Raw genomic sequence first — 13,718 nt, forward strand, 5'->3', positions numbered from 1 at the left:
AATACTGGGTTCAAGACTATGGGATTGGGGAGCACCGCAGGAGAACCCTGCGCTGAGCGTGGTATCGGCGGCACCGTTTTCTTCCGTGTGCTGACCGCTCTTTTTCTTTTCGTTTCGATGTTTTTTGTGTCCTTCGCCTCGCCGGCGATGGCGCAGGATTATCGCTTCAACTCGATGAAGGTCGAAGGCAACCAGCGGATCGAAAGCGCCACGATCGTTGCCTATACGGGGATCGAGCGTGGCAAGACCGTATCCGCCGGGGAACTGAACGACGCTTATCAGAAAGTGATGGCGAGCGGTCTGTTCGAAACAGTGGATCTGGAGCCCAAGGGCAATACGCTGGTCATTTCGGTCAAGGAATATCCGACGATCAGCGTCATCAACTTCGAAGGCAATCGGCGGATCAAGGACGATGCGCTGGCCAAGCTGATCGAATCCACCGCGCGCCAGGTGTTCAGCCCGGCCAAGGCCGAACGCGACGCGGATGTCATCGCCAAGGCCTATTCGCAGCAGGGCCGGGTGGCCGCGACCGTGGTGCCGCGCATCATCCGTCGCAGCGATAACCGCGTTGATCTGGTGTTCGAGATTTCCGAGGGCGACACCATCGAGGTCGAGCGGGTCAGCTTTATCGGCAACCGCATCTATTCCGATCGCCGCCTGCGCCGCATCCTGGCCACCAAACAGGCGAATTTTCTGCGCACCTTCCTGCGTGGCGACACGCTGGTCGAGGACCGGATCGCCTATGACAAGCAGCTTTTGCGCGATTTCTATCTGTCGCGTGGCTATGTCGATTTCCGCGTCAACAGCGCCAACGTCGAATTCACCCGGGAACGCGATGCCTTTTATCTGGTGATGGACATCACCGAAGGCCAGCAGTTCAAGTTCGGCAAGATCACCACGATCAGCGAATATCCCGGTGTTGATGCCGCCGAATATCAGGCCGCGCTGAAAGTCAAATCCGGTGAGATCTATTCGCCCACTGCGGTCGACAATTCGATCACCCGGCAAGAGCGTCTGTCGATCAAGAACGGGGTCGACTTCCTGCGGGTCGAGCCGCGCATCACCCGTAACGATCGCGACCTGACCCTGGACGTCCAGTTCGTTCTGACCAAGGGACCGCGGGTCTTCGTCGAACGGATCGACATTGAAGGCAACACCACCACCCTGGACCGCGTCGTGCGCCAGCAATTCCGGGTGTCGGAGGGCGATCCCTTCAACCCGCGTGAAATCCGCGCCAGTGCCGAACGCATCCGCGCGCTTGGCTTCTTCTCGAAGGCGGACGTCAATACCCGTGAAGGCTCCTCGCCGGAGCAGGTGATCGTCGATGTGAACGTCGAGGAGCAGCCGACAGGCTCGCTCAACCTGGGTGGGTCCTACTCGGTGAGCAACGGCTTCGGTGTCGCGCTCGGCCTGACCGAGAACAACTTCCTCGGGCGTGGGCAGCGGCTGTCCTTCACCTTCTCGACCGCCGAGGATTCCGAGGCCTATGTCTTCGGCTTCACCGAACCCCATCTGATGGGGCGCGACCTGCGGTTCGATCTGGACCTCGGTCTGTCGACGACCAACTCGAGCTATGCGAACTACGATACCAAGCGGGTGTTCTTCAACCCGGGGCTGACCTTCAATCTGTCGGAACAGCAGCGGCTGAAGCTGCAATATTCCTGGCAGAGCACCGAGATGGAGGACCGGGATACCGCCTTGGCGGCCACCTATGGCCCTGTCGTGGGGACTGAAATCGCGCGCGGCAGCGAAAGCGCCAGCATGGTCGGCTTCACTTACACCTTCGACAGCCGGCTGAGCGGACTTGACCCGAATGCCGGGATGCTGTTCGAGATCGGTGCCGATTTCGCCGGCCTGGGCGGTGACAGCCAGTTCATTCGTACCAGGGCCAAGGCCATCGCACAGCGGAAGATCCTGAACGAGGAGGTCACGCTGAGGGCCACCTTCGAGGCAGGCGCGCTGAGCTGGCTTGGTTCGGACGACAGCCGGACGGTCGATCGCTTCATGCTGTCCTCGGAGATCATGCGAGGCTTCGAACCCGCCGGGATGGGGCCGCGCGACATGACGCCCAATTCCTCGGGGTCGCCCTATGACGACGCGCTTGGCGGTAACTTCTATGCCGTCGCCCGGTTCGAGGCTGAATTCCCGCTGGGTCTGCCGGAAGAGATCGGCCTGCGTGGCGGTCTGTTCCTCGATGTCGGCAACCTGTGGGATCTGAGCAACGTGAACACCGCAGCCGCCTCTACCGGCTGTGGCGCCTCGGGGGCCTCGTCCTGCATCGTCGGTGCAGATGGATCCTGGCGTTCGGTCATCGGCCTGTCGTTCCTCTGGACCACGAGCTTCGGCCCGCTGCGGTTCAACTTTTCCAGGGCGCTCAGCAAGGAAGATTACGACAAGGAACAAACCTTCGACCTGACGCTTCAGGCGCGGTTCTGATCCGTGATGGCAGGCTGCAGGTCCAGTCGGCCGCAAAAGAGATTGATGACGGCTGCCGTGTTGGCGGCCGTCTTCGGTTTTCTGGCGGTCTCACCTCAGGCGGGGTTGGCGCAACAGTTGGGAACCCCGGTCGCTCCGGTGCCGGAGGTGCCGCACAGCGCCATCCTGACGCTTGAAAGCGACCGCCTGTTCTCGGAATCGGCTTTCGGCAAGCGGGTCGCCTCCGAGATCGAAGCCGAGAGCGCCGTACTGTCGGCTGAGAACCGCAAGATGGAAGCTGAACTGACCGCTGAGGAAAAGCAGCTTACCGAACGGCGCCGCGCGATGGAGCCGGCGGCATTCAGGGCGCTGGCTGATGCGTTCGATCAGAAGGTTCAGAATATCCGCCGGACCCAGGATTCCAAGGCGCGGGCGCTGAGCCAGAAGGCCGACAAGGCGCGAGGGGATTTCCTGCGCGCCGCGCGGCCCGTTTTCGAGGCACTGATGCAGGAGGCTGGCGCCAGCGTCATCCTGGAGCGGTCGAACGTCTTCCTGTCGGCAAATGCCTCGGACATCACCGATGAGGCGATTTCCCGGATCGACGCCGCAATCGGAGATGGCGCGGCAGCCGCCAACACCGGGCAGGATCAATAGCGCCGCTTGCCCAATCGGGCCGGGATTGCTAGTCAGTCGCGAAAGACGACCAATGGGAACCCCTAGATGACCACAGAGATGAAAAGCGCGGATATCCAGCTTATCCAGCGTATCCTTCCCCACCGCTATCCCTTCCTTCTGGTGGACAAGGTGGTCGATATTGACGGCTACAGCTCGGCGCGTGGCATCAAGAACGTCACGATGAACGAGCCGCATTTCCAAGGCCATTTCCCGGGCACGCCGATCATGCCGGGGGTGACCATCATCGAGGCGATGGCGCAGACCGCTGGCGTCATGCTCGGCGTCGGTATGGACATCGTCGATACCGAGCTGCTGATTTATTTCATGAACATCGACAAGTGCAAATTCCGCCGCAAGGTGGTGCCGGGCGATGTGATGGAAATGCGGGTGACGACGCTGCGGGGCAAGATGCGCGGCAAGATCTTCAAGTTCCAGGGGACGGCGACGGTGGACGGCGAAGTCGCTGCCGAGGCCGAGTTCTCGGCAATGGTCGATTATCAGGAGGATTGAGCGCATGGCCCCGGAAACCAGGACACAGGTACACCCCTCGGCAATCGTCGAAGAGGGGGCGCAGCTTGGCGAAGGCTGTGTGGTGGGGCCTTTCTGCGTGATCGGTCCCAAGGTGGTTCTGGGCGATCGGGTCGAGCTGAAAAGCCACGTGGTGGTGACCGGCGACACCCGGATCGGCGAGGATACCACCATCTTTTCCTTCGCGGTGATCGGAGAGGTGCCGCAGGATCTGAAGTTCAACGGCGAAAATACCCGGCTTGAGATCGGTGCGCGCAACCGCATCCGTGAACATGTCACCATGAACCCGGGCACCGAGGGCGGTGGCGGCGTCACCCGCATCGGTAACGATTGCCTGTTCATGGCCGGCTGCCACGTGGCCCATGATGTGCAGATCGGCGACCGGGTGATCATGGTCAACCACGCCGGCGCCGCAGGCCACTGCGTGATCGAGGACGATGTGATCATCGGCGGCATCTCCGGCCTTCACCAATGGGTGCGTGTCGGGCGCGGTGCCATCATCGGCGCGCTGACCATGGTGCCGCAGGACGTGATCCCCTATGGTCTGGTACAGGCGCCACGCGGTGAACTGGACGGGTTGAACCTGGTCGGGCTGAAACGCCGGGGTGTGCCGCGTGCGGATATCACCGCGCTCAGGGCCGCCTTCCAGATGCTGGCGCAGGGCGAGGGCACCTTCCAGGAACGCGCTCATCGCCTGGGAGAAGAGACAGACAGCGAATATGTGCGTCAGATCGTCGAATTCATCACCGGTCACAGCGATCGGTCGTTTCTGACCCCGGGGAACTGAGCCGATGTTGGCGCTGATTGCCGGGCGTGGGTCATTGCCGGTTGCAATCGCACGGGCACAAACGCAGCCGGCGCTGATCTGCGCGTTGGAGGACAATGGCCCGGACCGGCTTGAGGTCGATCTGTGGTTCCGGCTCGAGACGCTGGGCAGCTTGATCGCCGAGCTGAAGCAGCGGGGCGCAACGCAGGTTTGCATGGCCGGGGCGATCCGCCGGCCTCAGATCGACCCGGCCGCCATTGATGCCGCTACGCTGCCGCTGGTTCCGGTGTTGACCGAGGCGCTGCAGCGGGGCGACGACGGGGCCCTGCGCGCCGTGATAACTTTGTTCGAGACCGCCGGGATAACCGCGGTTCCGGCGCAGGAAGCGGCCCCCGGCCTGCTGATCGGGGCGTCGACCCCGACGGTTTCCCAGCCGACCGAGGCGCATCATCGCGATGCCCGGCGCGGCGCCGAGATCGTTGTGGCCATGGGGGCTGCCGATATCGGCCAGGCCTGTGCCGTTCTGAACGGGCAGGCGCTGGCGGTGGAAAGTGTCTTTGGCACCGACTGGATGCTGGCCACCTTGTTCGATCGCCCGGATGAGGGCGGCGGGATCCTCTACAAGGCGCCGAAACCCGATCAGGATCGCCGTGCCGATCTGCCGGCCATCGGTCCCGATACGGTACGCGGCGCCGCTGATGCCGGGCTCGACGGGCTGGTGATCGAGGCGGGCGGCGTCATCCTGCTGGACCCCGACGCGGTGATCGCCGCTTGTGACAGGATGGGTCTGTTCCTGTGGTCGCGGGAGCCGCAGGGCTGATGCGGGTCTTTTTGATCGCCGGAGAGTTGTCTGGCGACAAGCTGGGCGCGGCGCTGATGGCCGGGCTGAAGACGCTGGTTCCGGATGTCACCTTCGACGGTGTCGGCGGCCCAAGCATGCAGGCCGAGGGGCTGGTCAGCCGCTTTCCGATGAACGAGCTGAGCCTGATGGGCATTGCCGAGGTCCTGCCGAAATATTTCCACTTGAAGCGACGCATCGCCGAGACCGCGCAGGCGGTGATCGACACGGCGCCGGATGTGCTGATCACCATCGACAGCCCGGATTTCTGCCTGCGGGTGGCCAAGCTGGTGAAACAGCAAAGCGACATCCGCACCGTTCACTATGTCGCCCCCAGCGTCTGGGCCTGGCGGCCGGGGCGGGCGGCGAAGATGGCCAGGGTGATCGATCACGTTCTGGCGCTTCTGCCGTTTGAGCCGCCCTATATGGAAGCCGCCGGGATGGCGTGCGATTTCGTCGGCCATCCCGTGGTGTCCGAGCCGGTGGCGAGCGCGGCGGAGGTTTCGGCCTTCCGCACCGCCCATGGCTTGGGAGAGGCGCCGGTGCTCTTGGTGCTGCCCGGATCGCGGCGGGGCGAAGTCACGCGCCTGGCGCCGGTTTTCGGCGAAGCCCTGCAGCGGATCATGGCCGTGCGCCCCGATCTGCGCCCGGTGCTGCCGGCGGCGGGGCCGGTCGCGGCGCTGGTGCGCGAGTTGACGGCGGGCTGGGCGGACCGGCCGTTGATTCTGGATGGTGCCGATCCGGCCGAGAAACGCGCCGCCTTCGGGGCCGCAGGTGTTGCCATGGCGGCTTCTGGCACCGTGGCGCTGGAATTGGCGGCCGCGGCCACGCCGATGGTCATGGCCTATGATTTCAGCTGGCTGACCTGGCAGATGGCGAAATACATGGTCAAGCTCGACACCGCCAACCTGGTCAACCTGGTCAGCGAAACCCGGGTGGTGCCGGAATATCTGGGCCCCGCCTGCCAGCCGGGCCCGATTGCTGATCATGTGCTGAACCTGCTGGCCGATCCGCAGGCGCAACACGCCGCCATGGCGTTGACGATGCAGCGGCTGGGTCAGGGCGGGGAGGCGCCGGGGCTGCGCGCCGCGCGCGCGGTGTTGCGCGGGCTGGGGCAGGCGGGTCAGTAACCCCGCCAGATCCAGCCGCCGCCGAACACCCTGGTGCCTTCGGTTTCATAGAAGACGCAGGCCTGACCGGGCGACACGCCTTCTTCGGGCGTCAGCAGCTCCACCTCGGCGGTGGTCGGCGACAGTGGTCGCACGATGGCTTCGCGCGGCGGGCGGGTCGAGCGAACCTTGACCGACAGATGCCATGCGGCGCGCGACTCGAAAGGCTCATCGCCGAGCCAGTTGATTTCCCGCACCGGGATGATGCGGGTCGAGAGCAGCTCTTTCGGGCCGACGACAACCTGCTTCTTGTTGACGTCGAGTTTCACCACGTAAAGCGGTTCTGCAAGCCCGCCGATACCCAGGCCGCGGCGCTGGCCGATGGTATAGTGGATCACCCCCTCATGCGTGCCCAGAACCCGACCGTCGGCATGCACGATCTCGCCCGGTTCCGCCGCGCCGGGGCGCAGCTTTTCGATGACCGAGGCGTAATTGCCGTTTGGCACAAAGCAGATGTCCTGACTGTCGGGCTTGTCCGCCACTGCCAGCCCGTAGTCCGCCGCCATCGCCCGGGTGGCCTCCTTGCTGGGCAGGTGTCCCAGCGGGAAGCGCAGGTATTCCAGCTGTTCGCGCGTGGTCGAGAACAGGAAATAGGATTGATCACGGTTCGCATCGACGGCGCGGTGCAGCTCGGGGCCATGGGGGCCGATCTTGCGTTGGATGTAATGGCCGGTCGCCATGCAGTCGGCTTCGAGATCGCGGGCGGTTTCCAGCAGATCCTTGAACTTGACCCGCTCGTTGCATCTGATGCACGGCACCGGGGTGGCTCCGGCCAGATAGCTGTCGGCGAATTCGTCGATCACCGCATCCTTGAAGATGTTCTCGTAATCGAGGACATAATGCGGAAAGCCGCGCTCTTCGGCGACGCGGCGGGCATCGTGGATGTCGATACCGGCGCAGCAGGCGCCCTTCTTGGCCAGCGCTGCGCCGTGATCGTAAAGCTGCAGCGTGACCCCCACCACGTCATAGCCGGCCTGTGCCAGATGCGCGGCCACGACCGAGCTGTCGACCCCGCCCGACATCGCCACCACGACACGGGTCTCTGAGGGCGGCTTGGCCAGACCAAGAGAGTTCAGCGGAATATCGGTATCAAGCGCCATGGCGGCGGCTCCTTGCATGATCGGGCCGGGAAGGAAAGGACGAGGTGTGTCGGAATATAGGAAAATTCTAACTACTCTCAAGGGCGGGTTTCACCAACGGTTAAGGCCTGCGCGGCAGACTCGGGGCCGGGACTGCTGAGGTGAAGGTTATGTATCTAAAAAAAGTGGAAGGCCCGCGCGCGGTCAAACTGCCGGATGGGACGACCATGACGCGGGCGGACCTGCCGCCGGCGTCGACTCAGCGCTGGGTCGCTTCGCGCAAGGCCGCTGTGGTGCGTGGAGTGATTTATGGGCTGATCAGCGAGAGTGACGCGAAAAAACGCTATTCTCTCAGTGACGAAGAGCTGCAATCCTGGATGCAGGCGGTCGCCCGGCACGGGGAGCAGGCGTTGAAGGCGACGGCGCTGAAAAGATATAGACAACCTTAGGTTGTCTTGTCATGCTGGTATGGAAGTTTTCACGATAGTAACACACGATTAACTTTTTTTCGCCAAGGTTCTGGCCAAGGTTAACGTGAATTATCGGACCCGGTATGTACGGAGATTTCCATTATGCGTGTACTTTTGGTGGAGGACGACCCGGCAACGTCGAAGAGCATTGAGCTGATTTTGACGCATGCCAATCTTAACGTCTATTCGACGGAGCTTGGGGAAGAGGGCATCGACCTCGCCAAGCTCTATGATTACGATCTGATTTTACTTGATCTCAACCTGCCGGACATGAACGGCCATGAGGTGCTGCGCCAGATCCGGTTGGCCCGGGTTGATACGCCGATCCTGATTCTGACCGGCGCGGATGACACCGAGAACAAGCTGAAGGGCTTCGGTTTCGGCGCGGACGATTATCTGACCAAACCTTTCCATCGTGACGAACTGGTGGCGCGTATCCACGCGATCATCCGCCGGTCCAAGGGGCATTCCCAGTCCGTCATCCACACCGGCAAGATCGCCGTCAATCTGGATGCCAAGACTGTCGAGGTCGCCGGCGATCCGGTGCATCTGACCGGCAAGGAATATCAGATGCTTGAGCTTCTGAGCCTGCGCAAGGGCACCACGCTGACCAAGGAGATGTTCCTGAACCATCTCTATGGCGGCATGGATGAGCCCGAGCTGAAAATCATCGATGTCTTCATCTGCAAGCTGCGCAAGAAGCTGAGCCAGGCCACCGGTGGCGAGAATTACATCGAAACCGTCTGGGGCCGCGGATATGTGTTGCGAGACCCGCGAGAAAGCGCCGAAAACGCCAGGATCGCAGTCAGCGCCTGAGGCTTGATCCTATCGTCTGGACCAATCGCGGCGCGCACCCTATCAGGGAAGCCGGAGCATTCTTTCCGGAACCAGAGGGGCGGAGCGCGCGGGATCGTGACGGACGACAAGAACCTTTCCAGGGCTGAAACGCTTTCGGTCGACACATTGACCGAAGATCAGGCGCAGGCCGAGCTTGCGCGGCTGGCGCAGGTAATTCTGGGCGCAGATGGCGCCTATCACGCCGAAGACGCGCCGGTGATGTCGGATGCCGACTATGATGCGTTGAAGCGGCGCAACGCGGCGATCGAGGCGCGCTTTCCAGCTCTCAAGCGTGATGACAGCCCTTCGGATCGGGTCGGGGCGCGGCCAGCTGAGGGCTTTGCCAAGGTTACCCACGCGCAGCGGATGATGTCGCTGGGCAATGCCTTTTCCGCCGAGGACGTGCAGGCCTTTGATCTGAGCGTGCGCAAATACCTCGGGCTGGAATCCGGTCGCGTCGCCTATACTGCCGAACCCAAGATCGACGGTTTGTCCCTGTCGCTGCGCTATGAACGGGGCCGGTTGGTGCAGGCGGCCACCCGGGGTGACGGGGCGGTGGGCGAAAACGTCACCGCCAACGCGATGACAATCCCCGACATCCCGCATCGGCTGGATGACGCGCCCGATCTGCTCGAGGTTCGGGGTGAGGTCTATATGGCGCATGCGGATTTCGAGGCGCTGAATGCGCGGCAGGAGGAGAAGGGCGACAAGACCTTCGCCAACCCACGCAATGCCGCCGCCGGATCGCTGCGCCAGCTTGATGCCGAAATCACCCGCTCGCGGCCACTGAGGTTCTTCGCCTACGCCTGGGGCGAGTTGTCTCAGCCCTTGGCCGACACTCAGATGGGCGCAATTGCCCGGCTCAAGGCGCTGGGGTTCAGTACCAATGAACTGACCGTGCTCTGCCAGGGGCCGGAGGAGATGCTGGCGCATTACGCCCGGATCGAGGAACAGCGCGCAACGCTCGGCTATGATATCGACGGGGTGGTCTATAAGGTCGACGATCTGGCCTTGCAGGCGCGGCTTGGCTTCCGCTCGACCACACCGCGATGGGCGATTGCCCATAAGTTCCCGGCCGAATTGGCCTGGACCCGGCTGGAGGCGATCGACATTCAGGTCGGACGCACCGGCGCGCTGTCGCCGGTGGCGCGGTTGCACCCGGTCACCGTCGGCGGCGTCGTCGTCTCGAACGCAACCCTGCATAACGAGGATTATATCGCCGGGCGTTCGGCCTCGGGCGAGGTGCTGCGCGAGGGTAAGGATATCCGCGTCGGCGACTGGGTGCAGGTCTATCGCGCCGGCGATGTGATCCCCAAGGTGGCGGATGTCGATCTGTCGAAGCGGCCTGACGGCGCCGTGCCTTACCAGTTCCCCCATGTCTGCCCCGAATGCGGCTCTGCCGCGATCCGGGAGGAAGGCGATTCCGTGCGCCGTTGTTCCGGCGGGCTGATCTGCCCGGCGCAGGCGGTGGAGAAGCTCAAGCATTTCGTGTCGCGCGCGGCCTTCGATATCGAAGGGCTGGGCGCCAAGCAGGTGGAATATTTCTACTATACCTGCCGGATTTCGGAGCCTGCCGATATCTTTCTGCTGCAAGAGCGTGACGGCGATCCGAACCGGCTGACAGCGGAACCGCGCGAACGGATCGAGCAGCAGATCAGCGATCCCGAACGGCGGGTGGGACTGCTGGAGAAACTGGCCGAGATGCTGCGTGGCTCCGGCGTGCCAGTGGACGAGGCCGACGCCGAACATGTGATCTCGGCGGTGCGGCATCTGGCCGGCAAACCGTTGGCGCAGGTCAAGGGGTGGGGTGAGAAATCGGCGCAGAACCTCTTTGCGGCGATCGAGGAGCGGCGCAATATCCCGCTCAATCGGGTGATCTTCGCGCTTGGCATTCGCCATGTGGGGGAGGTGGTCGCCAATGATCTGGCACGCCATTACACCGCCTGGGAGGCGATGATTGCCGCGCTCGATGCCGCCCGTCCGGCGTTGGAGCGCTATCAGAGCGCTGAAGAGGCTGTCGCCGCCGAACGGCAGGCGGCGGCCGATGAAGCGCGACGGGCGAAGATTACCGACACTCGCGCCGCGATCTGGGCGGCTGATCCGGCCCTGCCCGAGGGCGCCCGCGCCGCTTGGGACGATCTGGTCAGCGTTGACGGCATCGGCACCACCGTGGCCGTCGCCCTCGTTACCGCCTTTTCGCAATTTCGAGAGCGCGCCTCGATTGACCGATTGGCGGCGCATCTGGCGATCCAGCCGGTCGAGGCGCCGAAGACCGCCGGCAGCCCGGTCGCAGGTCTGACCGTGGTCTTTACCGGCACGCTGGAGCGGATGACACGGGCCGAGGCCAAGGCCCGGGCCGAGGCGCTTGGTGCCAAGGTTTCGGGCTCGGTCAGCAAGAAGACCGATATCGTCGTGGCTGGCCCCGGTGCGGGCTCCAAGGCCGCCAAGGCTGCTGAACTTGGCATTCGCACCATGGACGAAGATGCCTGGCTCGATCTGATCGGGGCCACATGACGGGGCGGCCGGAACCGCTGTTTCCGCTCTTCGCGGGGCTGGAGACGCTGGAGGGCGTCGGCCCCAAGACGGCGCAGCTCATGGCGCAGCTCGATATCGAGGCGCCGCGCGATCTGCTGTTCCATCTGCCCTATTCGGTGATCGACCGGCGCCGCCGCGACACGATCCGCGGGGCCGAACTGCCGGCGACTCTGACGGTCGAGGTGACGGTTGGGATGCATCGCCCGGCGCGCAACCGCGGCGGTGCCTATCGGGTGCATGTCTCCGACGCGCAGGAGGAATTCCAGTTGGTTTTCTTTCATGCCCGCGGCGATTACCTGCAACGGCTGCTGCCGCAGGGGGCGCGCCGCGTGGTCTCGGGCAAGCTGGAACTCTTCGACGGTCTGGCGCAAATGGTCCATCCCGACCATGTGTTGCCGGTCGAGGAGGCCGGCGATATCCCCGAGTTCGAACCGGTCTATCACTTGACCCAGGGCATCAGCCAGAAGGTGATGTACAAGGCCACCCGCGGGGCGTTGATGCGGATGCCCGATCTGGCCGAATGGATCGACCCGGCGCTTCTGGTCAAGCAGGGTTGGCCCGATTGGGCTGGCGCCATGCGGATGGCCCATGCGCCCGAAGGCACCGATGACGTCACTCTGACCGCGCCGGCGCGCGAACGTCTGGCCTATGATGAGTTCTTCGCCCATCAGATGACATTGGCCCTGGCACGCCGGCGCGAACGCAAGGCGCGCGGCATCGTTTCGGTCGGCACTGGCCGGCTGCGAAACAAGGTGCTGGCCTCCTTGCCCTATCGTCCGACCGGGGCGCAATCCCGCGCGGTCGAGGAGATCGCCGCCGATATGGCACAGCCCAGTCGGATGAACCGGCTGTTGCAGGGCGACGTCGGCGCCGGCAAGACGCTGGTCGCCTTCCTTGCCTTGCTGATCGCGGTGGAATCCGGCGGCCAGGGGGTGATGATGGCGCCCACCGAAATCCTCGCTCGCCAGCATCTGGAGGGGTTGCGGCCCCTGGCCGAAGAAGCCGGTGTGGTGCTGGAGCTTTTGACCGGCCGCGACAAGGGGGCGGAACGGCGCGCCAAGCTGGAGGCCTTGGCGCGGGGCGATATCCAGATCCTCGTCGGCACCCATGCGGTGTTCCAGCAGGATGTGAGCTTTGCCGACCTGCGGCTTGCCATTGTCGACGAACAGCACCGCTTCGGTGTGCGCCAGCGGCTTGAGCTGGCGGAAAAGGGCATGGGCGCCGACGTGCTGGTGATGACCGCGACGCCGATCCCGCGGTCGCTGGCCTTGGCGCAATATGGCGACATGGATGTCTCGATCCTCGATGAGAAGCCGCCGGGGCGCAAGCCGGTGAAGACGGCCGTGATCTCGACCGAGCGGCGTGACGAGGTGGTGGCGCATCTGCGCCGGGCGATCAGCGAGGGCAAGCAATGCTATTGGGTCTGCCCGCTGGTCGATGAATCCGAGGTGACCGATCTGACCGCGGCGGAGGAGCGGTTCAAGCATCTGCGGGCCGTGCTGGGCGAGGGCCATGTCGGTCTGGTGCATGGCCAGATGCCGCCCGCCGAAAAGGACGCCGCGATGGCGGCGTTTCAGCGCGGCGAGACCTCGGTTCTGGTTGCGACCACGGTGATCGAGGTGGGCGTCAACGTGCCCAATGCCAGCATCATGGTGATCGAGCGGGCCGAGATCTTCGGCCTGGCGCAGTTGCACCAGTTGCGTGGCCGGGTGGGGCGGGGCAGCGAGGAAAGCACCTGCCTGCTAATGTATCAGCCGCCCCTGAGCGAGGGCGGTCGGCGGCGTCTGGAGGTCCTGCGCGAGACCGAGGATGGTTTCCGCCTGTCAGAGGTGGACCTTGAAATGCGCGGCGCCGGCGATCTGATCGGTACTGCGCAATCCGGCCTGCCGCGGTTCCGCATCGCCGATATGGAACGACAGTCGGCCCTGATGGCGGTGGCGCAGCGCGATGCCCGCACGCTGCTCGAGACCGATCCGGAGCTGCAGGGCCCACGCGGCCAGGCGGCGCGGGTCATGCTGTGGCTGATGCGGCAGGATCAGGCGATCCGATTGATAACCGTGGGGTGAGGGGCGCCCCGGAAAGGCTCCTGCAGAGCCTTTCAGCCGTGAACCGGCAGGGCCCCGGGGCGACGACGTTTCTGAAAGCTTCTCCAAATGCGGGCGTAACGGCGCGCGCGCCGTTGGCTGCGTATACCCTCGGGCGGAGGTTTCCGTGCTCCCGGTCCGCCGTGGTGCGGGCCAGCTGAAGGTGCTTGGGAACAAATCGGAAACAAAATTCTCCTATCTTTTCTGTGCCTTGGCTCACATGTTCCGGAAAGTTCACAAATGTTCTCCAAAAGTTCTTGATCGACTCGGGGGGATGTGAGAACAAAGTGGCAACAAAGGGAATTGAAAACGCCGGAGGTAA

General features: G+C 63.8%; 11 protein-coding genes. 10 read left to right on the top strand and 1 reads right to left on the bottom strand.

Translation table 11 applies throughout. The features are described 5' to 3' along the window. Positions 1 to 117: 117 nt before the first annotated feature. From bamA to lpxB, 6 genes are all read left to right on the top strand, one after another. Entirely contained in the window at positions 118 to 2,436 is a 2,319-nt protein-coding gene (gene bamA / locus G455_RS0102035; RefSeq protein WP_229861702.1) for an outer membrane protein assembly factor BamA, read from the top strand. A gap of 45 nt (positions 2,437 to 2,481) precedes the next feature. Further along, a complete protein-coding gene (locus G455_RS23145; protein WP_154664319.1) occupies positions 2,482 to 3,069 on the top strand; it encodes an OmpH family outer membrane protein in 588 nt (195 codons plus the stop codon). Positions 3,070 to 3,135: 66 nt separating this feature from the next. Then, positions 3,136 to 3,600: a 3-hydroxyacyl-ACP dehydratase FabZ gene (gene fabZ, locus G455_RS0102045; RefSeq protein ID WP_028092144.1), complete on the top strand. Its 465-nt coding sequence runs from the start codon at positions 3,136 to 3,138 to the stop codon at positions 3,598 to 3,600. A 4-nt stretch (positions 3,601 to 3,604) separates the two neighbouring features. Continuing rightward, a complete protein-coding gene (gene lpxA, locus G455_RS0102050; protein ID WP_035365907.1) occupies positions 3,605 to 4,405 on the top strand; it encodes an acyl-ACP--UDP-N-acetylglucosamine O-acyltransferase in 801 nt (266 codons plus the stop codon). Positions 4,406 to 4,409: 4 nt separating this feature from the next. Beyond that, positions 4,410 to 5,204 (top strand): LpxI family protein, encoded by a 795-nt coding sequence (locus tag G455_RS0102055; protein ID WP_028092146.1) that lies wholly within the window; start codon positions 4,410 to 4,412, stop codon positions 5,202 to 5,204. Then, a complete protein-coding gene (gene lpxB / locus G455_RS0102060; protein WP_028092147.1) occupies positions 5,204 to 6,352 on the top strand; it encodes a lipid-A-disaccharide synthase in 1,149 nt (382 codons plus the stop codon). The genes G455_RS0102055 and lpxB overlap by 1 nt, the downstream gene beginning before the upstream one ends. Here lpxB and mnmA read toward each other — a convergent pair. Next, positions 6,346 to 7,491 (bottom strand): tRNA 2-thiouridine(34) synthase MnmA, encoded by a 1,146-nt coding sequence (mnmA, locus tag G455_RS0102065; protein ID WP_028092148.1) that lies wholly within the window; start codon positions 7,489 to 7,491, stop codon positions 6,346 to 6,348. The genes lpxB and mnmA overlap by 7 nt on opposite strands. 149 nt (positions 7,492 to 7,640) lie before the next feature. On the opposite strand from mnmA, the gene sciP reads away from it, so the two are divergent. The 4 genes from sciP to recG all read left to right on the top strand — a co-directional run bounded on the left by sciP (position 7,641) and on the right by recG (position 13,378). Continuing rightward, the gene (gene sciP / locus G455_RS0102070) at positions 7,641 to 7,919 is read left to right on the top strand and encodes a CtrA inhibitor SciP (RefSeq protein WP_028092149.1); all 279 of its coding nucleotides are present in this window, start codon (positions 7,641 to 7,643) and stop codon (positions 7,917 to 7,919) included. A 123-nt stretch (positions 7,920 to 8,042) separates the two neighbouring features. Next, positions 8,043 to 8,756, top strand: coding sequence for a response regulator transcription factor CtrA (gene ctrA, locus G455_RS0102075; RefSeq protein WP_028092150.1), 714 nt, complete (start codon positions 8,043 to 8,045; stop codon positions 8,754 to 8,756). Between the two features lie 96 nt (positions 8,757 to 8,852). Continuing rightward, entirely contained in the window at positions 8,853 to 11,291 is a 2,439-nt protein-coding gene (gene ligA, locus G455_RS0102080) for an NAD-dependent DNA ligase LigA (RefSeq protein WP_229861703.1), read from the top strand. After that, on the top strand, positions 11,288 to 13,378 hold the full coding sequence (recG, locus tag G455_RS0102085) for an ATP-dependent DNA helicase RecG (RefSeq protein WP_028092152.1): 2,091 nt from the start codon (positions 11,288 to 11,290) through the stop codon (positions 13,376 to 13,378). Before ligA ends, recG begins: the two co-directional genes overlap by 4 nt. The last annotated feature ends 340 nt before the right edge of the window (positions 13,379 to 13,718 follow it).

The sequence above is a fragment of the Pseudodonghicola xiamenensis DSM 18339 genome (assembly GCF_000429365.1).
Taxonomy (GTDB): Bacteria; Pseudomonadota; Alphaproteobacteria; order Rhodobacterales; family Rhodobacteraceae; genus Pseudodonghicola; species Pseudodonghicola xiamenensis.

What these genes read in the sequence shown, in the direction of transcription:
- bamA (WP_229861702.1), top strand. Translation starts at nt 118, where the DNA reads ATGTTTTTTGTGTCCTTCGCCTCGCCGGCGATGGCGCAGGATTATCGC.
- G455_RS23145 (WP_154664319.1), top strand. Translation starts at nt 2,482, where the DNA reads ATGACGGCTGCCGTGTTGGCGGCCGTCTTCGGTTTTCTGGCGGTCTCA.
- fabZ (WP_028092144.1), top strand. Translation starts at nt 3,136, where the DNA reads ATGACCACAGAGATGAAAAGCGCGGATATCCAGCTTATCCAGCGTATC.
- lpxA (WP_035365907.1), top strand. Translation starts at nt 3,605, where the DNA reads ATGGCCCCGGAAACCAGGACACAGGTACACCCCTCGGCAATCGTCGAA.
- G455_RS0102055 (WP_028092146.1), top strand. Translation starts at nt 4,410, where the DNA reads ATGTTGGCGCTGATTGCCGGGCGTGGGTCATTGCCGGTTGCAATCGCA.
- lpxB (WP_028092147.1), top strand. Translation starts at nt 5,204, where the DNA reads ATGCGGGTCTTTTTGATCGCCGGAGAGTTGTCTGGCGACAAGCTGGGC.
- mnmA (WP_028092148.1), bottom strand. Translation starts at nt 7,491, where the DNA reads ATGGCGCTTGATACCGATATTCCGCTGAACTCTCTTGGTCTGGCCAAG.
- sciP (WP_028092149.1), top strand. Translation starts at nt 7,641, where the DNA reads ATGTATCTAAAAAAAGTGGAAGGCCCGCGCGCGGTCAAACTGCCGGAT.
- ctrA (WP_028092150.1), top strand. Translation starts at nt 8,043, where the DNA reads ATGCGTGTACTTTTGGTGGAGGACGACCCGGCAACGTCGAAGAGCATT.
- recG (WP_028092152.1), top strand. Translation starts at nt 11,288, where the DNA reads ATGACGGGGCGGCCGGAACCGCTGTTTCCGCTCTTCGCGGGGCTGGAG.